Origin of the sequence: Collimonas antrihumi, from assembly GCF_018304965.1 — a bacterium.
In the GTDB taxonomy this organism is placed as follows: domain Bacteria; phylum Pseudomonadota; class Gammaproteobacteria; order Burkholderiales; family Burkholderiaceae_D; genus Collimonas; species Collimonas antrihumi.
Map to the genome: position 1 here is coordinate 558,855 of NZ_JAGQED010000001.1, position 23,131 is coordinate 581,985.

Here is a 23,131-nt window from a genome sequence, read left to right on the forward strand (position 1 = left end):
TGAGAACGTACAAAAAACCGCTTCTAGCCTTGTGCTGATGCGGTTTTTTTTGTTTTTGCGGGACTTTTCTTTGTCAGTTTATTACTTGCTGTAGCGAACCTTGCTCCGTAAACTGGCTCTTACCAGTGTTATAGCAGTCAACGGGTGGCCTGATCGAGGTTCAGCCGGATAGATAAAGGTTTCATGGCACATCATTCATCCCCATCCCAAACTGAGAATCCGACGCCTGCCGTTACTCCCGACGTTACTTCTGGCATCACTTCTGTCGTCCAGAAGACGGGCGTAAGCTGGCGCTTCTGGCTGACGGTGCTGTTGGTGCTGATCCTGGGCGCGATGGTATTCAAATCCTTGCATACCTTGCTCGCCACCGTGCACTATCGCAGCATCGTGCATGCGGTCAAACATACGCCGCCGAGCAACCTTTTACTGGCGGTGCTGGCGACGGCAGTCAGTTATCTGTCGCTGGCCGGCTACGATGTGTCCAGCTTGCGTTACGTCGGCGCCAAGGTCAAAGGAACCACCATCGGTTTGACCTCGTTCATTGCCTACGCACTCGGCAATACCGTCGGACTCGGGGTGCTGACCGGCGGTACGATACGCATGCGCCTGTACACGGCGAGCGGCGTCGAAGCCTCCCAGGTGGCGCAGGCCATCGCCTTCAATGCCGGCGCGTTCGGCCTCGGCATGACTACGTTTGGCGCCATCGGCTTGCTGTGGGGCGCGCCACAGGTCCAGGCGCTGGCGCATATTCCGAGCTGGCTATTGCGGGCGATCGCCAGTGTGGTGCTGCTGGGTGTCGCCGCTTTTATCATCCTGTGCCGCGTGCGCCGTGATCTGCTGCTGTTCGGGCGCTGGAATTTGCGTTTGCCGGAAGCCGGCCTGGCCCTGCGTCAATTGTTGATCTCCGCCGTGGATTTGAGTGCGGCGGCGGCAACCCTGTGGTTCTTGCTGCCGAGCGGCGTAATCGATTTGCCGACCTTTGTCGCGTTCTATGCGATAGCAATGGCGCTGGGCGTGATCAGCCATGTGCCGGGCGGTGTCGGCGTATTCGAGGCGGTGATCTTGCTGGCTTGCGCCAATCACGCGCCAACCAGCGACATCGCGGCTGCCTTGCTGCTGTATCGAGGCGTTTATTTTCTGCTGCCGCTGTTGCTGGCAACGATTTTGCTCGCTGCATTTGAAATGCGTTCCGGCGTCGGTGCGCCGGTGGCGCGCGCGGCGGTGAAATTATCGCCGTGGCTGCTCACGGCGTTGACGCTGGTGACCGGCACCATGTTGCTGATATCCGGCGTGACACCAGCCACTCGCCATGCCGAAGAACTGCTGAGACTGCATGTGCCACTGTTTGTAGTGGAAGCATCGCACCTGATCGGTAGCGTGGCCGGTTTGGCGATGCTGTTCCTGGCGCGCGGCTTGTTGCATCGGCTCGATGCGGCCTGGTGGGCATCGCTCGTGCTGACCGTGATCGCCGGGATCCTGGCGCTGCCTAAGGGTATCGCCATTTCCGAATTCATCGTGCTGTTCCTGTTGGCCTCGTTGCTGGTGATTTCGCGTAAACAATTCGACCGGCGTTCGTCATTGTTTTCACAAACCTTCGAGCCCGGCTGGCTGATTGCGGTTGCCTGCGTGCTCGCGGCTTGCGGCTGGATACTGTTGTTTGCGTATCGCGATATCGATTTTGCCGACCGCATGTGGTGGCAATTTGCATTTGACGATTATGCGCCGCGCTCGATGCGGACGCTGATGGTGGTGGCCATCATGGCTCTGGGCCTCGGCTTGTGGCAGTTGTTCCGGCGCTCTACCGGCGCCGCCGAACGTCCGGGCGAAGCAGAGTTGCAGCGCGCCGCCGAGATCGTGCGCAAGCAGCCGGCGGCAGATGCTTGCCTGGCCTTGATGGGCGATAAAAGCCTGCTGTTTTCTGCTTCCGGCAACAGCTTCATCATGTTTGCCAAGCACAATCGGTCCTGGGTCGCCTTATCCGATCCGGTCGGCGACCAGAAAGAGTGGTCGGAGCTGATCTGGCGCTTTATCGAACTGGCCGATGGCCATGGCGGACGCGCGGCTTTCTATAAAGTGCGGCCGCAATCCTTGCCGTTGTATCTGGATGCCGGTTTGCGGGTTTACAAGTTGGGTGAAGAGGCCTACGTGCCGCTCGATCAATTCAGCCTGCAAGGCCCGCGCCGCGCCAATCTCAGGCATGGCGTCAATCGGGCCGAGCGCGAAGGCCTGAATTTCGAGATGCTGGCGGTTGAGCAGTTGCCGCCGTTGCTGGACCAACTCAAAGTGGTTTCCGATGCGTGGCTGGCCGATCAAGACACGCGCGAAAAAAGCTTTTCGCTGGGTGGTTTCGATGAAGCTTATATCCTGCGCCAGCCGGTTGCAGTGATTCGCCGCGAAGGGAAAATCATCGCCTTTGCCAGCTTGATGTGCCCCGAAGTATTGCGGATCGAAGCCGCCATCGATTTGATGCGGCAATTACCGGATGCGCCGCCAGGCACCATGGATTTCCTGTTCTCTCAATTGATGCTGTATTTCAAGGAGCGGGGTTTTCAGCATTTCGGTCTAGGCATGGCGCCGATGTCTGGCATGAAAGATCATCAGCTGGCGCCGCGTTGGCAACGCTTTGGACGCATGTTGTTCATGCATGGCGGGCGTTTCTATAACTTCCGCGGCCTGCGCAATTTCAAAGACAAGTTCGATCCGGTGTGGGAGGCGCGCTATCTGGTCACCAAGGGCGGCCTGGGACCGTTGTTCGCCTTCACCGATACCGCCGCGCTGATTAGCGGCGGCCTCAAGGGAGCTATCAGTAAATGAAGCAGAAATTCATGTGCCTGGCGCTGTGCACAATGGCCTTCATCGGCAATGCGGCAAATGCAGTAAGCACGGTAAGCGCCGGCGATGCGCACCACAGCTTAAGCCACGGCCGCTTCAAGAATATTGAAGTCTATCGGCCGACGGCAGCCATCAATGGCGTCGTCTTGCTACTTTCAGGCGATGCCGGCTGGGACAAGAGCGCCGCCGATAGGGCGCGCGCGCTGGCGCAGCAAGGTGCTTTGGTGGCAGGCATCAGTACGCCGCAACTATTTGCCAGCCTGAATGCCGATGGCGGCGACTGCGCATTTCCTGACGGCGATCTGGAAAACCTGAGCCGCTTTGTGCAGGCGTATGAAAAGGTGCCGGGATATTATCCGCCGCTATTGGTGGGCGACGGTTCCGGCGCGAGCTTTGCCTACGCCATGTTGGCACAGGCGCCCGCGAACACTTTCAGCGGTGCCATATCGCTGGGATTTTGCCCCGCTTTGAGTTTGCGCAAGCCGCTTTGCAAGGGGGAGAACGTGCATTTCAAACCACGCGCAAACGGCGTGGGCGTGGATCTGTTGCCAGTTTCCAGATTGCCCGCAGCGTGGCGCATCTTGCTCGATGAAAAAGTACCCGCAGTTGGGCGTTGCGAAGCTAGCGTTACACGCACCTTCGCCGCCAGTGTCGCTGGTGCTGAGCTTACCGTGGCGCCTGGGACAGATCAAGGCGGGTTGGCACAGTTGAAAGCGGCGTATGCCAGCCTGAATGCGAAACAAGCGGTAACGGTACAAGCACCGCCTGCGGCAGTGTCCGATTTGCCGGTGGTCGAGGTAGCGGCACTGGGCCAATCGCAAGCGGAACCTGTCCGTGATGCCGACACCATGGTCATCTTGATTAGCGGCGATGGCGGCTGGGCCGGGATTGACCGTGACGTCGCAACTGCACTCTCCAAGCGCGGCGTGCCGGTAGTCGGCATCGATTCGCTGCGCTATTTCTGGAGCGCTCGCACCCCGGCATCGACGGCAAAAGATGTGGAGCGTCTGATGCAGTTTTATATGGCGCGCTGGAAGAAAAACAAGGTCGTGTTGATCGGCTATTCACAAGGCGCCGATGTCTTGCCGTTTGTGGCTAGCCGCTTGTCAGGCAGGGCGCTGGCGTCCGTGCCGTTGATAGTCATGATGGGCTTGGGTAAAAAAGCCGATTTCCAGTTTCATCTTACCAATTGGATCAGCTCCATCAATGACGGCCTGCCGATTCCGCCCGAAGTCGCAAAATTGCCTGCGGGTCTGGCGATGTGCATATACGGCAGCGAAGAAACCGATTCTGCGTGCCCGGGCCTGGATGCAAACCATGTCAAATTGTTGAAGCTGAGCGGCGGTCATCATTTCGATGGCAATTATGATCGGCTGGCCGGCCTGGTTCTGGACGCGGCGCGGAAATAGGCAAGGACGATCCCGCGCCACTTTGCAATATCTGCCTGGTGAATATCTGGTATCACAACAATCAAGCAGACTGAGATGCTGCAGTGCGATATAGTGTCTCTGTCTCCTCCAACACCTCTCAAGGTTTGGATTCAGCCCGCAACGAAAGTTAGCGGGCTTTTTTTTGTCCAAAATGCGCCTGATCAATCTGTATCAGCTGACAAGCCCCGGCATTGCCGCACAGATACTCAAACACGTATCTGAAACGTCAAAAAATTCATTGGAAAATGGCCGGATTAGCTCCTGGCATGGGTCGCGCCCTTCATAGATTTTATCTATCCAAAAACATAAAAGTTGCTACAGGCGGCGGGCAGCTTGCCCGTTCGCCGATTCGATTACGATCGACCAGCCGTTATATGTGACATTGTCGCAAGCCCGCATCGAGTTTTTTGCGCGTTCGTTTCGCCTAGCGTGGTGATCGTCGTGCTTGTGCTCGCGCTGGCAATCTACATCGCTCACTACACCCGCTTCGGGCGGGCGGTGTATGCCGTCGGCGGCAACGAGCAGTCAGCGCTGCTGATGGGATTGGCGGTAGGGCGTACCAAAGTGATGGTCTACGCCTTCAGCGGATTTTGCGCAGCCTTGGCCGGAGTCTTGTTTTCGTTCTACATGCTATCCGGTTACGCCTTGCATGCACAGGGTACGGAACTGGACGCGATCGCCGCGGTGATGATCGGCGGTACCTTGCTCACCGGCGGCTACGGCTACGTCCCCGGTACGCTGACCGGCGTGCTCATCCTCGGCCTGATCCAGGCCCTGATTGCATTCGACGGCACGTTGAGTTCGTGGTGGACCAAGATTGTGATCGGCGTATTGCTGTTCGCTTTTTTTTTTGCATGGCGCAGCGTTTGTTGTCCATGGGGGCGGTCAGCGGCGTATCGGCGCCGTTTGCAACGACAACGGCTTGATCAGCCAGCTAGTGTTGGAGAAAGGGATGCATAACGTTCTTCCAGGCGCTGGTAGAGCTGAAGCTGGAAATCGGAAGCAGCGGAATCAAGGGAGCAGACGAGTTCAAGCAGATGGATATTATCTTCTTTGCCTCTCCAAATCTTCGTGTAGCGGCCTTCTTTGTATCCATTATTCTGTCGAAAGATGCATAGTACATGCTTGGACGTGTATAGATTCACGGCCTTATCCCAATTCAATCCAGACGCGTGAAAAGTCACCTCTAGCAAGGGTACATTGTTGCGTCGACTGGCGGCAAAGGCGGCGATCAATTCCAATAGTTGAGGAATGTCGCATTTACTTATTACATACTCGCGGCCATCGAAACGGCAACTGGATAACTCCGGGTCGGAACGTTTTACAAGCGTAATTGCAGCAGCGTCCAGGTTGCCGTCGCATTCGTTCAGGATGTGAGACAGGGTGAAATGCAGGATATCAACGAGTTTCAACTGCACTTGGGTAAAATCCCTGGGCTGCTTGCTCCACCATTTCCAGCCATAGTAGTCGAGTGCTTCGACCGCCTCTACCAGCACGCCGCGCATATGCGGGTAGTCCGATATCACCCAGTTTGCATTCGCAGTACCATTCCGTACGGCCAGCAGTTTCATGACGGCTGATGCCTGTTCGTAGCTTATTTTTTTCATTAAACAGACCCTCGTCCGTGCATCAGAATGCCATGGGCTCGCGCCAACGCAATTAGGTTTAGGATAGGCAGGTAATTCTGTTTAGACAACCTATCAAAAGTGATAGGTATTTCGCATCGGCATGCTCTGGAAATTTCAACAATCCTGACTGGCCGATGCGGTGTATAACTGTCAGATGTCACGACGTACGTGACGAGAGGAGCCGGCTAGCGGGAGCTGACGAGCCCGATGCTTGCTCGGAAATCAATGTAAGGAGAATGCCATGCCAAAGTACGTTATTGAACGTGATATTCCCGGGGCCGGGAAGTTATCAGAGCAAGAACTTCGTGCCATTTCGCAGAAGTCGTGCGGCGTCCTGAGCAAGATGGGACCACAGATTCAATGGCTTCAAAGCTACGTTACCGGCGACAAGATCTATTGCGTTTACATCGCGCCGAATGAAGAGCAGGTTCGAGAGCATGCCCAGCAAGGAGGCTTCCCCGCAAATCGTGTCTCCGAAGTTGTCTCGGTAATTGATCCGACTACCGCAGAGTAGTGCCACCGTGTATAGGGTAAGAACGGGTAAGCGCGCATCAGAGGATGGCCTTGGCAATAAGAACCTGTTAGAATGCGGCCCTGTCCCGTAACGCAGGTAATTGCTGCGGATACATGTTTTGCGCGTTTCTTCGAAACGGCAGAATTGCCCGAGTGGTGAAATCGGTAGACACAAGAGACTTAAAATCTCTCGCTCGTAAGGGTGTGCCGGTTCAAGTCCGGCCTCGGGCACCACTGAATACAAGGCTCTCAGCGATGAGGGCCTTTTTTCATTATTTCCGCAATCCACAATCTTTTCCGCAAAAATTCTAATATACTGTTTATTCATACAGTGTTTTGTTGGGGTAGCAGAATGTTTGTCAGAGTGGAATGTTTGTGGGATGGCAGTTTTACCGAGCAAGGCGTCAGGTTCGACAAGACTTTGCGCGACGAAAAAGAAACCATCGACACCAAAGTATTCACGATTGGAGGTAAAAACGATCTTGGTGGCATGAAGATTGATTACTGGCTGGCGCATACTGTTGGCTCTTACGATAAGCCATACGATTACAACTCGGATTTTTCCAATCCCGGTCCGTCAACCGTGACATACAACAATACGGCGAGCTCGAATTTTCCCACTTACAACGTCGTGAGCGGGGGCAGCCCCATCGACACTTCGGCCTATACGCTTACCGGCTTTAACAACGGCACTCGGCAGAACACCACACGCGAGTGGTCGACTGCGGCCAACGTCACGATTCCCCCCCACTTCACTGCCGCCGAAAATGAGGAAATAAAGTTTGGCGCCGGTGCTCGCCTGCGCGAGAACACGCAGTCGATCGGCGCCTTTACCCAACCGCGGGTAAGAAGTGTACCGACAGTCCCCAGCAGTACCGCATACACGTAATTATCAATTTCAGCTTCGACTAATTTTCGCAATGCATTGACGCCTCTGATGCCTTTGTCGATTGGAGTGTTGCCGTATTGAAATTTTACGATGTCAGTTAGCAACAGTTTTGTCATACATTGAAAAATCCATATTTTTTTAAAAGGTTTCCTTAGGAAAATATGATGCTATTTTGTAAAATCGTGCCTCGGGGAAATAATAAAGAAGGCAACACATGGGGAAGTACACCTTATCAAACCAGGGTGGTGGCAGCTTATCGGCATTAGCAAGGGGAGTGGGCGTCAGTCTGCTAGTGGCGACCGTCATGCACGACGGCCTGGCTCAAACGATCCAAACTTCAGCCAGCGAGGAACAACGCCGCCGCAGCCAGGCTGAAGCGCTGGAGCGTCAGCAACAGTTGCAAGCACCAAAGGTCAATCTGCAAACCGCTGTGCCGGTAGAAACACTCGATACGTCGACGCTGCCAAGTGAGTCGCCTTGCTTCGCGATTCAGCAATTCGCACTTGAAGTGCCGAGTCAATTGCCAGAGACGATTCGCACGGCCGGCGCCAGCGATCTACCCCACGATCCCTTTCGTTTTGCTCAGGATTATTTACGACAGTACACCGGCGCCTGTATTGGCAAGGAAGGTTTGAACCTGATAGTCAAACGCCTGACCAATCTGATCCTGAGCAAAGGCTACAGCACCACGCGTGTCGGTATTCCCGAGCAAGACCTGGCCAGCGGAACACTGAAGCTGGTGCTGGTTCCCGGCGTAATCCGCGCGATCCGCTTTACCGATACCAGCCTCTACGGCACCTGGCGCAATGCTTTCCCGACAAATGCCGGCGCGCTACTCAACCTGCGCGACCTCGAACAGGGACTGGAGCAGATGAAGCGCGTACCGAGCCAGGATGTAGACATGCAAATCGTACCTGGTGAAGTTCCGGGCGAGAGCGATGTGGTGATCGAAGTGAAGCGCAGCAAGCCGTGGAAACTGACCGGCACGCTTGATGACAGCGGCGCCAAGGGCACTGGCAAGCTGCAGGCCGGTCTCAATCTGGCCGTCGACAATCCACTCGGTCTGTCCGACATGTTCAACATCGGTATCAGTACCGACGCCGACCGCAAGGCCGGCCAGCGCGGCACCAGCGGTAACAATATCTATTACGCGATTCCGGCCGGTTACTGGAATTTTTCGGTCTCGGGAAGCACTTACGATTACCACCAGCAAATCGCCGGCAATAATCAGGATTTCATTTCCAGCGGCAAGTCGCGCAACCTGGAAGTGAAGATTGCGCAATTGTTCCAGCGCGATCAAGTGCAAAAGAATAGCTGGCAATTCAAGGTCGGCAAGCGCTGGAGCCATGCTTTTATCGACGATACCGAAATCGCCGTGCAACAACGCAATACTACCTTCGCTGAACTGGCCTGGGTCCATAAGCACTATTTCGGCGACGCCCAGCTCGACGTGGCGCTGGCCAACCGTTGGGGCGTCTCCTGGTTCAACGGACAAGCAGACCTGGACAATCGCGAACCCCGAACACCGACCTTCCGCTATACCTTGCAATCGATTGACGCCACCCTGAGCGTGCCGTTCAAGATTGCAAGCCAGCCGCTGACCTACATCGGCACTTTGCGTGGCCAGAACACGCGCTCGCCGCTGTATCTGACAGATCAATTCAGTATCGGCAATCGCTACACCGTGCGCGGCTTCGACGGCGAACTGACGCTGGCGGCCGAGCGCGGCTTCTTCGCGCGCAATGAACTCGACATCCCACTGGCCCAAAGCGGTCAGTCGGCCTATGCCGGCATTGATTTCGGCAAGGTCTACGGTCCCAGCGTGCAGTATTTACTGGGCAACAAACTGGCTGGCGCCACCGTCGGCGTGCGGGGCGGCTTGTTCGGCCTGAGCTATGACATCTTTTCCGGCTGGTCGCTGTACAAGCCTCAAGGCTTCCGTACTGCCACACCGGCCATCGGTTTCAACCTGAGTTATCAGTATTAATTCATCACAAAAAAGAGAATAAGAACATGCAACCGACAAATCAAAAAAACGCCGTATTTCAATTGAAAAATATCACTGCCTTGATGTTCCTGGGAGCGTTGAGTGCATGCGGCGGCGGCGGAGATAACAGCAGCGGGACCGCCAATGCCGGCTCCAACGCGCCAACTGTCGCTGCGCCAGTGACAACGCCGGTGGTCACACCCGTGGCCAATACGTTGGCCTTCACCCGCATGGGTATCGACTTCAGCACCAAAGGGGTGACGGAAGGAGTAGATCTGGGGGCGACTATTGATGCGTCTGCCAATATGACATTCGTGCATCAACCCTCGGGCACCCAAGATACCGGACCTGGTATCAACTTCACATTCGCATCTGGCTTGCCTGGTGGCAGTGTAGTAGCAAGCCACCTGTTTTCGATCAGCAATGGCGCTGCGAACAAGAGCATCAGGATACTGGCGCCGAATGCCACCAAGATGGTGCAAAACGTCGCCTGGCGCAATGCCGACGATCCAACCGTAGTCGGCTTTGACCTGGCAGGTTATCCGACCGATCTTACTGCCGTGACGTGGCCGGCTACCGGCACAGCGACTTATACCGGGACGGCGTTCCAGTACACGATGGAAAGCAGCAATACACCCGGAGTGACGAGTAGTAGCGGCCGCGCGCTGTACACATCAGATGTCGTCGCCACGGTAGATTACGCCGCCCAAAAAATCACTATCGCCGTTTCTGGCAATCCCGTCCTTATCGAGAGCAGTGGTACGCCGTCCGTTGTTGATCCAGGTAAATTCGCCAGCACATTGACGTACACCGGAGTCAGTTATTACGCGTTGAATCACACATTTAACAGTCCCGCGATGACCAGTGGATTAGGACTCGGTGGCGGTAGCAACATGCTGCGCTTTTTCGGTCCCAATGCAGAAGAATTTGGCGCCATTTTCCAATTTGGCGGCTACCTGAATTCCAATATGGCGCAGCAATTCATCGCCGTGGCGCTGCGCAAACAATAACGCGACATTTCAGCCATGCCCGGTTCCTCGTTAACGTCTGCTGCCGTTGACGATGGCACTCGACACCACCTTTTTCCTACCCTGGATTCACTATGAACAAGCAAGCCTATCGCGTCATTTTCAATAAAAACCGTGGCATGTTGATGGCGGTCGCTGAGAACGTATCCAGCCAGGGAAAGGGAACGGGGGCAAATGGCGAATCCGGGGTAACCAGTTCACCCCTGATGCGCCTGGTGCATCTGGGGGTGGCGATTGCTGCGTTGTTCGGCGCCGTCACGGTGGTCAATGCCCAAATCGTTGCCGATCCGAATGCCGGCTCACGGCGCCCCACGGTCGATCAAACCGCCAACGGCCGGCCACTGGTGCAAATCACCACGCCCAGCGCCGCCGGCGTGTCGCACAACCAATACAATCAGTTCAATGTCGCTCCCAATGGGGCAATTCTGAACAACGCTCGCACTGTCACGCAAACCCAGCAAGGCGGGTATGTGGACGGCAATCCGAATCTGGCAAATGGCGGCGCTCGTATCATCCTGAACGAAGTCACCGGCTCTGGACGCAGCCAGTTGAACGGCTATACCGAAGTCGCCGGCCAGCGCGCCGAGGTGATTATCGCTAATCCGAACGGCATCACTTGCAGCAACTGCGGCTTCATCAATACCAGCCGTGGTGCGTTGACCACCGGTACGCCGGTGTTCGGCGGCGACGGCAGCCTGAACGCTTTCCGCGTCACGCGCGGCGATATCCAGATCAACGGCCTGAACGCCGCCAACACCGATCAACTCGATCTGATTGCCCGCAGCGTGCAGGTAAACGGCCAGCTGTGGGCCAATAACCTGAATGTCGTCACCGGCAGCAATCAGGTCAACTACGCCGACCTCGGGGTGCAGGTGATACAGGGCGAAGGCGCCAAGCCAACGGTCGGTATCGACGTATCTCAACTGGGCGGCATGTATGCCAATAAAATCCGCCTGATCGGCACTGAAGCGGGCGTCGGTGTGGCAAGTCTCGGTAATATCGCTGCGCAGGCCGGTGATTTGAATATCGACAGTCAGGGTAAGGTTACCCTCAACGGCAAAACCAATGCCAGCGGGCGTGTCACGATCAATACAATCGACGGCGTCGATAACAGCGGCACGCTGTACAGTCGAAACAGCACGCAAATTTCCAGTGCCGGACAGATCAGCAACAGGGGCACAATCGCCGCACAAAGCGACCTGAACCTCTCTGGCGGCAGCATTAACTCTTCCGGCATACTCGCGGCAGGGATTGACGCCAACGGCCAGGCTACCCTGGCAGGTAACCTGAACCTGGTTGCTGGCGCCGGCATCAGCGCCACCGGCCAGAATACTGCCGGCGGCAATATCGCCATGGACGGCGCCAGCCTCAATCTGGCGCATGCGCAAACCAGCGCTAACGGCAGCACCAGTCTGACAGCCCGCGCCGGCAACATCGACCATACCGGCGCCAACCTGCAATCGGCTGGTGTCGCCACCCTCAATGCCAGCGGGGCCATCAACAATAATCAAGGCCGCATCAACGTCTCGCAACTGAGCAGCAATTCGGCCAGCCTGTCAAACACCGGCGGCAACATTATCCAGTCCGGCGCCGGCGATACCAGCATCGCGACCAGCGGCGCACTCGATAACAGTACCGGTGCGATCACCACCAACGCGCAAAATCTGCACATCCAGTCGGGCGCCCTGAACAATACCGGCGGCCAGATCAATCATGCCGGATCCGGCGCCGCCACGATTCAAAGCGGGGTATTGACCAACGTACAGGGTTCTATCGCCAGCAACGGCAGAATCGGCATCACCGCATCCGGTCTGGATAACCATAGCGGCAAACTGACTTCGGCCCAGCAAACAGTCCTGGCCGTGAGTGGTGATATCGCCAACGTTCAGGGCAACATCCAATCCGGCGGCGCGCTGACGGTAGGTGGCGTCAATATCGACAATGGCGCCGGCAGCATCATCTCGTTGAATGCCGAAGGCATGACGCTCAACGCCAGTGGCCAGCTCACTAATGTAAGCGGTGGCGTCATTGGCGGTAACGGCGATTTGGCGCTCACCGCTGCCAATGTGGTTAACAGCGGCAAGATCACCGCCAGCAATAATCTGACCAGCACGATTGCGACTGGCTTCGACAATAGCAATGGCCGTCTGGCCGCCGGCAAGAACCTGACGGCCAACGCAGCGTCGTTAAAGAACGCCAACGGTATCATCGACGCCGCCACGGTGACGCTGACGGTACCGCAACTGGACAATACCAGCGGCAAAATCACTGCCGACCAGTTGAACATCCACAGTAACAACCTGACCAATCAGCATGGCCAGGTGATCCAGTACAGCGGCAATGCCGCCACCATCGCAGTCGCCAGAACGCTCGACAACAGCAACGGCGGGTTGTTGCAGTCCAACAGCAACGACCTGAGCCTGGCACCGCAAACCCTGATCAACGATGGCGGTACGATCGCCCATGCCGGCAGCGGAACTCTGACGCTCGACAGCGCAGGAGCAATCTCCAACAAAAGCGGCAATATCGGCAGCAACGGTCAACTGGCATTGAGTGCCGGCAGCTTGAACAATGAAGCCGGCAAGATCACTTCAGCCGGTCAAACTACTGTTCGTGTAGCCGGCGACATAAGCAATGCTCAGGGACTGATCCAGTCTGCCGCTTCATTGACAATGACTGGCGTCAATATCGACAATAGCGCCGGCAGCATCACCTCGTTGAATGCCGATGGCATGACCTTTAACGCCAGCGGCCAGCTCACCAATGCAAGCGGTGGCATTATTGGCGGCAACGGTGATGTCACGCTTACCGCAGCGAATGCCGTCAACAGCGGCAAGATCACCGCCAGCAATAACCTGACCGGCAAGATCGCCAACACCCTGGACAACAGCAACGGCCGCCTCGCCGCCGGCAATAGCCTGAATGCCAACGCCGCGAACTTGAAGAACGTCAGCGGTGTCATCGACTCGGCCACGGTGTCGCTGGCAATACCGCAACTGGACAACACCAGCGGCAAAATCACCGCTGACCAGCTAGCCATCACCAGCAGCAATCTGACCAACCGGCACGGTCAGGTCATCCAGTACGGCAGCACTGCAACCATTGCTGTAGCCGGTACGCTCGACAACAGCAACGGCGGTCTGCTGCAAACCAATAGCACCGATCTGGGCCTGACGCCGCAAACCCTGATCAACGATGGCGGCACGATCGCCCATGCCGGCACCGGCAGCTTGAAAATCAATACCGGCAATGGCGCAGGTAATTTATCGAATAAAAGCGGAAGCATCGGCACCAACGGCCAGTTGGCATTGAATGCAGGCAGCCTGAACAATCAGGCCGGCAGCATCACGTCAAAAACCCAGGCCGTCCTCCGCGTTGCCGGTGATATAGACAATGCTCAGGGCTTAATTCAAGCCGGCGGTGCACTGAAACTTAGCGGTGCAAATATCGACAATAGCGCCGGCAGTATCACATCGCTGAATGCCGACGGCATGACGCTCGATGCCAGTGGCCAACTCATCAATGCTACCGCAGGCATCATCGGCGGCAACGGCGATCTCACGCTTACCGCTGCGAGTGCCATCAACGGCGGCAAGATTACAGCCGCTAATAACCTGACCAGCACGATTGCCAACAGCTTCGATAACAGCAATGGCCGCCTGGCCGCAGGTAAAAACCTGACGGCCAATGCAGCGTCCTTAAAAAATGCCAACGGTGTCATCGACGCCGCCACGGTTGCGCTGACGATCCCGCAACTGGATAACACCGGCGGCAAAATAACGGCTGACCAGTTGGCCATCAACAGCAACAATCTGACCAACCAGCACGGTCAGGTCGTACAGTATGGCAGCAATGCCACGACCATCGCTGTAGCCGGCACGCTCGACAACAGCAACGGTGGACTACTGCAGACCAATAGTGCAGATTTGTCCCTGACACCGCAAACCCTGATCAATGACGGTGGCACGATTGCCCATGCGGGCAGCGGCACGCTGACAATCAATGCGAGTAATGGCAATGGAACACTCTCTAATAAAAGCGGGAGTATCGGTACTAACGGCCAGCTTGCATTGAATGCCGGTAGCTTGAACAATCAGGCCGGCAGCATCACATCCAAAACCCAAGCCAATCTTCACGTTAACGGCGATATAAGCAATGCTCAGGGATTGATTCAGTCCAGTGGCGCATTGGCTGTGAACGGCGCCAATATCGACAATAGCGCCGGTAACATCACGTCCCTCAATGCTGACGGCATGACGCTCAACGCCAGTGGCCTGCTTACCAACGCCGCAGCCGGCGTCATCGGTGGCAATGGCGATGTCACGCTTAGCGCTGCCAATGCGATCAATGGCGGCAAGATCACTGCAAGCAACAATTTGACCAGCACGATTGCCAACAGTTTCGACAACAGCAATGGCCGTCTGGCCGCAGGCAAGAACCTGAACGTCAACGCCGCGTCTTTAAAAAACGCCAACGGCGCCATTGATGCCGCCACGGTCGCGCTGACGATACCGCAACTGGATAACGCCAGCGGCAAAATTACTGCCGACCAGTTGGCTATCACCAGCAGTAATTTGATTAATCAGCACGGCCAGGTCGTGCAGTACGGCAGCAATGCCACGACTATCGCGCTAACCGGTGCGCTCGACAACAGCAATGGCGGCTTGCTACAAACGAATGGCGTCGATATGAACCTGACGTCGCAATCGCTGAATAACGATGGCGGCGCGATTGCTCATGCAGGTAGCGGCGGCCTGAAACTCAGCAGCGCGGGGCTCGTCTCCAACAAAAATGGCAGCATCGGCAGCAATGGCCAACTGGCATTCACCGCCGGTAGCTTGAATAATCAAACAGGTAGCATCACATCGAAGACCCAGGCGAATCTTCACGTTGGCGGTGACATCGTTAACGCGCAAGGGACAATTCAATCCGGCACTGCATTAACGGTAAGCGGCGCCAATATCGACAATAGCGCCGGCAGCATCACATCCCTGAATGCCGACGGCCTCACGCTTAATGCCAGCGGCCAGCTCACCAATGCAGCAGGCGGCGTCATCGGCGGCAATGGCGATGTCGCACTTACTGCGGGCAGCGTCGTCAACAGCGGAAAAATTACCGCCAGTAATAATCTCACCAGTACGATTGCCAACAGCCTCGATAACAGCAACGGCCGTCTGGCCGCAGGCAAGAACCTGAACGCCAATGCCGCGTCCCTGAAAAACGCCGGCGGCGTCATCGACGCCTCCAAAGTAGCGTTGACAATAGCGCAGCTGGACAACACCAGCGGCAAGATCACTGCTGACCAGCTGGCCATCAACAGCGGTAACCTGACCAACCAGCATGGCCAGATTATTCAATATGGCAATAATGCCTCGACCATCGCCATCGCAGGGACACTCGACAACAGCAACGGCGGACTGCTGCAAACCGGCAGCACGGATTTGTCCCTGACGCCGCAAACGCTGAACAACGACGGCGGCACCATCGCGCTGTCCGGCAACGGCAAACTGACGCTCAACGTCGGCAATGGCGCGGGCAATCTGTCGAATCAAGGCGGTAGCATCGGCAGCAATGGCCAGGCGACCATCAGCGCAGCCAGCATTGCCAATCGCGGCGGCTCCCTGTTCGCTCAGCAACAGCTGGCCGTGACGGCAAGCCAAGGCGGCGTCGACAATAGTGGCGGCGGCTATATCGGCGGCAGCAGCTTGAACCTGGATGCGGTGAACGGCCAGATCAACAATGCCATGGGCAAGATCGAGGCGTTGCAGCAAGCCATCACGCTGCATGCGCAAAGCCTGAACAACGCTGGCGGCACGGTCCAGGGCATTGGTGCGGCGCCTCTCAGCATCACCACCTCGCAAGGCATCGACAATACAGTCAGTAATAACGTCGGCGGCTTTATCGGCGGTTCCGGTACAGTCAGCCTGAACGCCGGGTCGTTCGACAATAGCGGCGGCACCGTCTACGGCAAAGACAATTTGAATTTGCAGTCGAATGGCGTGCTCACCAATGCCAATGGCGTAATCCAGGGCGCAGCCAGCGTCAACGCCAGCGCCGCCGGCGCAATCAACAATGGCAACGGCCGCATCGAAGCCAACGGCAGCACGGCGACATTGACCGTATCCGGTACCAGTATCGATAACACGGCGGGGCGGATAGCCAATAGCGGCGCAGGTCTTGCCCAAATCAACGGCGGCGGCCAGATTGTCAGTCATCAGGGCACCATCGGCGGCAATGGCGATGTCGGCATCAACACCACTAATTTTGACAATAGCCAGCAAGGGAAAGTTGTTGCCACCGGCAATCTAACCTTAGCTAGCAATGCGCTCAACAACAATGCCGGCACCTTGTATGCCGCGCAAAACCTGCAGTTCAATCAAAGCGGTGCAGCCCTGACCAACGTAGGCGGCAATATCGGCGCCGCCGGCAACATCAGCGTGAGCGTTGCCAGCATCAATAACATTTTTGGCTTAATCGGCAGTACGGCCGGCGCCGGCAGCAATATCGCGCTATCTACCTCCAGCGATCTGAACAACATCGCAGGCACCGTTGCCAGCGGCCGCAATCTGAGCATCAATGCCAACACCATCGTGGGCAACGGTAAAGTGATTGCGGGACAAGATGCAACCATCAATCTGCAAGGCGACTACGCCAATACGGCAGGTAACACTCTCACTGCTAACCACAACCTGAGTTTGACGACTACCGGTAACCTCACCAATACCGGCACGCTGACCTCCGTCAACGGCTTGACCGTAAGTGCCGCCAACGTCGACAACCAGGCCAGCGGCCTGATCAATGCCGGCGCAACCACGATCCTGGCCGCCAACGCCATCACCAACACCGGCCGGATATACGGCGACGACATTGCTATCGGCGCACAATCGCTGACCAACGATATCGATCTCGCCAGCGGACAGGCCGGTGCGATTGCCGCGCGCAACAGCATCAATATCGGTGCCGCCAGCGTAATCAACCGCGAGCACGCCATCATCCAAAGCCTGGGCGACATGACGTTCGGCCGCGCGCTCGACGCCAACCGCCAGGCAAGCGGTATAGCAGACAGCATCACCAACAGCTCCGCCACCATCGATGCCGGCGGCAAACTGACCTTCCAGACCGCGCAACTGAATAACCTCAACGCGCACTTCACGACGGCGATACAGGTAGATCCCAGCAAGACTAAGCACGTTACCCTATACAACCCTTGGTATGACTCGACCATCTGGTACACCCCGGATCAACTGACCTGGGGCGACAGTGGCGACGGCGGCATCGTGTTGATTGATCCGACTGGCGGTCGCTACGAAAAATTTTCTAAACGCGAATACGACCAGACTGTCTCGAACACGGTCGTCACCCGTAGCGACCCGGGAAAAATCAGTTCAGGCAGCGGCATGGTCCTGTCCGGCAATATCACCAATGACAAAAGCACTATCATTGCCGGCGGTACGCTGTCGGGCACCACTGGCAACATCAACAACATTGGTGCGACAGGGGAAACCGACACTGTCAATCATATGCTCGCCGGTGAGAATTATTACCATTGGGTAGAGGGTCATCCACATCAGAACCACTATACGTATGAAAATAACGGCGCTGCCTACGATGTCGTGCAACCGACCACTCCGTTAGATCTGGCGGTCTGGAGCGTACAGCAAAACACCGCCCCGAACAGCAGCGGCAATCCGGCTCTCGGCCAGGGCGTGGGTAGCGTCAATGTACCGACCGTGGGCGGTATCGCCTTGTCCGGCAATCTGGGCGGCCAGACCATCGCCGGCGGCGCGCGCGGTGTTATCGCGGCAGGCGGCAGTGCAGGCGGCAATACCGGTGTGGGCGGCAGCAGTCACGACATTACCGCAGCGGGCGGCAGCGCTGGCGGCAATACCGGTGTGGGTGGCAGCAATCACGACATTACCGCAGCAGGCGGCACGGCAGGTGGCAATACCGGTGTTGGCGGCAGCAATCAGGGTGTTGCAGCAGCAGGCGGTAAAGCTGGCAGCGATACCGGTGCGGGCGGCGCCAGTTCCACGATCGCTGCCGCCGGAGGCAAGGCTGGTGCAGGCACCAGCACCATCGGCAGCAATCAAACCATTGGCAGCGCCGGTAATCCGCTGCCCAACCTGGCGTTGCCGAATAATCGGCTTTTCACAATCCAGGCAAATCCCGGACAGCACTATCTGGTAGAAACCGATCCGGTGTTTACCGGCTACAAAAACTTCATCTCCAGCGACTACATGCTGGGGCGCCTGTCGCTCGAGCCGCAAAAGGTGCAAAAGCGCTTGGGCGACGGCTTCTACGAACAAAAAATGGTGACCGACCAGGTCATGCAATTGACGGGACGGCGCACCTTGTCAGGCTACGCTAGCGCGGAAGACGAATTCAAGGGGTTGATGGATTCCGGCATTGCCAACGCCAAGCAATTCAACATCGCTCCCGGCATGGCCTTGAGCGACGCACAAATGGCAGCGCTGACTTCCGATATTGTCTGGCTCGTGAATCAAACGGTGACGCTGCCAGACGGCAGTAAGACACAGGTACTGGCGCCGGTGGTTTATCTCGCGCGCGCCAACGCCAGCGACCTGAAAATGACCGGCGCCCTGATTTCCGGGCAAGACATCGACCTCACCGTTAACGGCACACTCAAGAATGGCGGCACGCTGCAAGCCTCCAGCAACATGATCATCCAGGCGACTGACATCGCCAACACCGGCAACATCCGCAGCACGGGCAAAGATGGCGCAACTCTGCTGGTCGCGCAGAACAACATCCTCAACGACGGCGGCAACATCCAGGGCCACCGCGTAGGCATACTTGCCGGACGCGATGTCACGCTGGCGACCAACACCGTAAGTATCGATAACCAGGAAGGCCACACCAGCACGCTCAGCCGCGTCGCCGGCGTTACCGCCGATCAGCTCTCCATCGCCGCCGGCCGCGACCTGACAATACAGGCCGCGCAGATCAACGCCACCGGCGACGCCCAGCTCTCGGCTGGCCGGGATCTGCAACTGACTGCGGTCACCACGCAGAAGCAGCAAAATCTTACCTATGACCGAGATAACCATCTGTACGTCAGGCAAACCCAGGTCAGCGGCACGCAGATCAGTACGGGCGGCAATCTGACGATGGCGGCTGGCCGCGATCTCACTGCTACCGCGGTCACCGCCAATGCTGGCGGGCAGGTAGTTGCGGTCGCCGGACGCGACATCACGCTGGCAGCAGCGCAACAGGAAACTACTGGCGACCGGGCGATTTACACCACTTCCAGCGGGATGTTTTCGTCCTCGAGCAGCCGCTCGCAAGACAATCGATCCTCTACCACAGCGATTGGCAACAGTCTGACCGGCAACGCCATTACCATCCAATCAGGAAGGGATACTACGGTGCAAGGCAGCCAGGTGATTGCCAAGAGCGACCTGAACATCAACGCCGGACGCGACCTGAATATCGTTAGTGCGCAGCAAACCAGCTCCGACAGTTTCTCGGCCGAAGAAAAGAAATCCGGTTTCTCGGGCAGTTTCATGACCGGCGTCAGCTTCGGCAACAGCGGCCAAAACCAAAAACAGAACGGCACCAGCGTCACCCAGGTTGGCAGCGATATCAGCGGCGCCAATATCCACACTAGCAGTGGCCGCGACACCACGATTACCGCCAGTGCGGTTACCGCCGATAAAGACGTCGGCATCTACGCCGGACGCGATATCAATGTCCTGGCTGCGGCCAATACGCAAACCTCGCAGAGCGATAGTCACAGCAGCGGCACCAGTTTCGGTGTCCTGGGTGGCGCCAATTTCCGCTTCACGAATTACAGTCAAGTCAGCGCGGCACAAAACGGCAGCGGCGACAGTACCGTGCAAAGCACCAGCCTGATATCGGCCAATGGCGGCAACCTGAGCATGCAGGCCGGCCTGGACAAGCAATATCAGGGGACCGGTCATGGCAATGTCACCACCCAGGGCGCCGAATTAATCGCCAAGGACAAGCTCAGCATCGCCGGCAACGCCGTCGATCTGCAGGCTATCCAAAACAGCAGCAGCAGCCAGTTTCATGCCGAAACCCATAGCGTAACCTTAGGCAGCAGCCTGACCGGCGCCATCGGTGGTGCCCTCACCAGCATTGGCGATGCGGTCACCGCGAGTCAGAACACCAGCAACGATCGCCTGAAAGGTGCGCTCGCCTTGAAAGCCGGTTATGACGCCTACAAGCTCGCGGGCGCCCTTCCGGGTGCCGTCGATGCCGCCAAGGGCAGCATTGATACCACCAAGAGCGCTCTCGACGGAGTAAAGGAAGACCCTAGCAAAGCCGGCGCTGGTGCTGGTTTCGGCATCAGCGTCAACCTCGGCACCAGCCAGAGCAAGCAGGACAGCAAGAACAGCGCAACCCAGGCACGCGGCACCACGGCACAGGCCGGCAGCATTGATATCACTGCCCGGGAAGGCGATATCAATATGGAAGGCACCAAGCTGCAAGCGCAAAACATCGCGCTCGACGCTGCCAAAAACATCAATCTGATTGCCGCCAAGAACACCACCGATCTGCAGTCGAGCAATAGCGGCAGCAGTGTCGGCATCGGCGCCACATTGGGTTCCAACGGCCAGCAGACCGGCCTCAGTTTCCAGATTGGCGCCTCTGTCTCCAAGGGCCATGCCAACGGCAGTGAAACTACCTACGACAACACCCAGATCAGCGCCACCAACCAGCTCAGCGTCAAGAGCGGCGGCGATCTCAATCTGAAAGGTGCGCAACTGGCAGGGAACAAGGTCACGGCCGATATTGGCGGAAACATGAACATCTGGACCCTGCAAGATAAGAGCAATTTCGACAGCAAGCAAGAAAACGGCGGCTTCAGTTTAAGTATCTGCGTGCCGCCAATCTGTGTCGGCCAGATGGTCAGCGGCAGTGTCAGTTACGCTAAACAAACGGTCGATCACAATTACCAAAGCGCTGTAGGCCAAAGTGGTATCGCCGCCGGTAGCGACGGCTTTGATATCAGGGTCAAGGGTAACACCGACCTGAAAGGCGCTGGCATCACCAGCACCGCCTCGGCTGACAAGAACAGCTTGCAAACCGCCAGCCTCACTACCAGCGATTTGACCAATAGCCAGCATACCAAATCCGAGAGCGTCAGCGTCAGTGCATCGACTGGCAGCATCGCCAGCAACGTACTGGGCAATGTACTGGGCAATCTGAATGGCAGCATCGGCATGCCTAAGAATGGAGATCAAAGCAGCAGCACTAACAGCGTCATCAGTCCGGCCACTGTCACCATCACGGGTAGCGGCGACGCTGCCAAAGATGCGCAGAGCCAGGCAAATGCAACGACCCTCACCAGCCGTGATGCGGCTACCGCTAATGCCACGCTGGCCAACACACTGACGCTGCAGCAGGCGCAGGAGCTGCAGGTACAACAACAGAAAGCGCAGGAGAATCAACGTGCTGCCGGCCTGGTGGGTTCGGTGTTGGCCAATGTGGTGGGCGATGTGGCTAAGAGTAACAAATGGCCGGACGGCTCACCAGAAAAAATCGCGTTGCATGGCATGGTCGGGTTGATTGAAGCCAAGATCGGTGGAGGTAATGCAACTGCTGGTGCTGCGGCCGGCATGGGCTATGAAGCGATGGTCCCAGTCATGAGCGACTATTTGGTCAGTCAAGGTTATAAGCCTGGAACGCAGGCCTTCAATGACATGATGAATCTGGGGGCGACGTTGGTCGGTGCTGCATCGGGGGCGCTGGCTGGCGGCAGTATGCAGAGTGCTGCGGCTGGCGCAAATGTTGGGTTGGTTGCAGATCGAAACAATCGAGCCTTGCACGACGATGAAAAGGTCAAAATTAAGGCAAAAGCCAATGGCAATAAGGCCGAAGAAGATCGCTTGACCAAGGCGGCGTGCTATGAAGTGAAATGTTGGGCACAATATCAGGAAGGTAGTGCCGCCTATAACGCAAACTATGTCGGCGTGATGGATGCATATGACCTGAAAAATGAAATTTCCTGGGTGAAATCGCAACAGACGCTGGGGCAGTTTGTATATTCGACGCCGGATAAAATCCTTGATAACGTGTTCTCAACCCATATTCCAGTCGCATTAAACGGTCTCAAAGTGGTAACGGGATGGGGCACCGCAACTGCTGGCGTCGCACTGTGCGAAACCGGCGCCGGATGTTTAGTCGGTGCGCCGATGACAGCCTTTGGCTCTAGTAACATGATGGAAGGGGGGAATGCTTTGTATAACGCTTATATTGGCAATCCAGCAATGGGGGTAAATCCATTGAGATACGGGTTCAATCAAGCTATGCCAGCATGGGGAAATACTGCATATGACACACTAAATTTAGTAGCGACTCTTGCTTCATTTACTGTCCCAGTACCTAAGATGATCGGAGCTTCTGATGGGATTGATCGCGCGAAATCAATATTTGGTTCAACCACAACCGGCTTTAATAATGTGAAAATGCTCCCGTTTTCAAACCTCCCATACCCTTATGGTGTTACTCAAGCAGTAATGGTTTTTGGAGTAGGATCACAAGGTGTTACCGTCGTTAACGATGTTAGCAAAGCCGGAGGAAACAAGTGAACATCGAGAAAATCTACTCAACGACACGTGGAGCAATCATAGTAGGATGCCTCTCCTTGTTTGCAGGAGGATTTTACGCTTTTGTGATTGCTGCAGGCTGCCGTATCGCTTTCAAATTAGAAGAAACTACGGCGTTGATATGGATCGGTGGTCCTCTCTTTGTGGTATTTACAATTTTGGCATTAATCCATCTGCCTAAGTACGCGCGTAAGGCGGGATTCATCGACTGATGAATCCCTGGGCTTCTCC

Annotated in this window: 9 protein-coding genes, 1 tRNA gene and 1 pseudogene; 10 read left to right on the plus strand and 1 reads right to left on the minus strand. The window is 56.6% G+C overall.

Annotation, left to right across the window (positions count from 1 at the left end):
- The first annotated feature begins 183 nt into the window (after positions 1–183).
- The 3 genes and pseudogenes from mprF to KHU29_RS02515 all read left to right on the plus strand — a co-directional run.
- Positions 184–2,814, plus strand: a complete 2,631-nt coding sequence (gene mprF, locus KHU29_RS02505; RefSeq protein ID WP_211451085.1) for a bifunctional lysylphosphatidylglycerol flippase/synthetase MprF — start codon at positions 184–186, stop codon at positions 2,812–2,814.
- Positions 2,811–4,241 (plus strand): AcvB/VirJ family lysyl-phosphatidylglycerol hydrolase, encoded by a 1,431-nt coding sequence (locus tag KHU29_RS02510; RefSeq protein WP_211451086.1) that lies wholly within the window; start codon positions 2,811–2,813, stop codon positions 4,239–4,241. The genes mprF and KHU29_RS02510 overlap by 4 nt, the downstream gene beginning before the upstream one ends.
- A gap of 269 nt (positions 4,242–4,510) precedes the next feature.
- Positions 4,511–5,188, plus strand: a pseudogene (locus KHU29_RS02515) (ABC transporter permease subunit); the annotation flags it as partial.
- On the opposite strand, the gene KHU29_RS02520 reads toward KHU29_RS02515, so the two are convergent.
- Positions 5,189–5,869 (minus strand): dUTP diphosphatase, encoded by a 681-nt coding sequence (locus tag KHU29_RS02520; RefSeq protein WP_211451087.1) that lies wholly within the window; start codon positions 5,867–5,869, stop codon positions 5,189–5,191.
- 262 nt (positions 5,870–6,131) lie between these two features.
- Here KHU29_RS02520 and KHU29_RS02525 point away from each other — a divergent pair, with 262 nt between their 5' ends.
- From KHU29_RS02525 to KHU29_RS02555, 7 genes are all read left to right on the plus strand, one after another.
- Positions 6,132–6,404, plus strand: coding sequence for a DUF4242 domain-containing protein (locus KHU29_RS02525; protein ID WP_211451088.1), 273 nt, complete (start codon positions 6,132–6,134; stop codon positions 6,402–6,404).
- Positions 6,405–6,550: 146 nt separating this feature from the next.
- Positions 6,551–6,637, plus strand: a tRNA-Leu gene (locus KHU29_RS02530).
- Positions 6,638–6,755: 118 nt separating this feature from the next.
- Entirely contained in the window at positions 6,756–7,292 is a 537-nt protein-coding gene (locus KHU29_RS02535) for a hypothetical protein (RefSeq protein WP_211451089.1), read from the plus strand.
- 214 nt (positions 7,293–7,506) lie between these two features.
- On the plus strand, positions 7,507–9,279 hold the full coding sequence (locus tag KHU29_RS02540) for a ShlB/FhaC/HecB family hemolysin secretion/activation protein (RefSeq protein ID WP_211451090.1): 1,773 nt from the start codon (positions 7,507–7,509) through the stop codon (positions 9,277–9,279).
- A 26-nt stretch (positions 9,280–9,305) separates the two neighbouring features.
- On the plus strand, positions 9,306–10,289 hold the full coding sequence (locus KHU29_RS02545; RefSeq protein WP_211451091.1) for a hypothetical protein: 984 nt from the start codon (positions 9,306–9,308) through the stop codon (positions 10,287–10,289).
- A gap of 92 nt (positions 10,290–10,381) precedes the next feature.
- Entirely contained in the window at positions 10,382–22,882 is a 12,501-nt protein-coding gene (locus KHU29_RS02550; protein WP_211451092.1) for a hemagglutinin repeat-containing protein, read from the plus strand.
- The gene (locus tag KHU29_RS02555) at positions 22,879–23,112 is read left to right on the plus strand and encodes a hypothetical protein (protein ID WP_211451093.1); all 234 of its coding nucleotides are present in this window, start codon (positions 22,879–22,881) and stop codon (positions 23,110–23,112) included. The genes KHU29_RS02550 and KHU29_RS02555 overlap by 4 nt, the downstream gene beginning before the upstream one ends.
- The last annotated feature ends 19 nt before the right edge of the window (positions 23,113–23,131 follow it).

What these genes read in the sequence shown, in the direction of transcription:
- KHU29_RS02520 (WP_211451087.1), bottom strand. Translation starts at nt 5,869, where the DNA reads ATGAAAAAAATAAGCTACGAACAGGCATCAGCCGTCATGAAACTGCTG.
- KHU29_RS02525 (WP_211451088.1), top strand. Translation starts at nt 6,132, where the DNA reads ATGCCAAAGTACGTTATTGAACGTGATATTCCCGGGGCCGGGAAGTTA.
- KHU29_RS02535 (WP_211451089.1), top strand. Translation starts at nt 6,756, where the DNA reads ATGTTTGTCAGAGTGGAATGTTTGTGGGATGGCAGTTTTACCGAGCAA.
- KHU29_RS02545 (WP_211451091.1), top strand. Translation starts at nt 9,306, where the DNA reads ATGCAACCGACAAATCAAAAAAACGCCGTATTTCAATTGAAAAATATC.
- mprF (WP_211451085.1), top strand. Translation starts at nt 184, where the DNA reads ATGGCACATCATTCATCCCCATCCCAAACTGAGAATCCGACGCCTGCC.
- KHU29_RS02550 (WP_211451092.1), top strand. Translation starts at nt 10,382, where the DNA reads ATGAACAAGCAAGCCTATCGCGTCATTTTCAATAAAAACCGTGGCATG.
- KHU29_RS02510 (WP_211451086.1), top strand. Translation starts at nt 2,811, where the DNA reads ATGAAGCAGAAATTCATGTGCCTGGCGCTGTGCACAATGGCCTTCATC.
- KHU29_RS02540 (WP_211451090.1), top strand. Translation starts at nt 7,507, where the DNA reads ATGGGGAAGTACACCTTATCAAACCAGGGTGGTGGCAGCTTATCGGCA.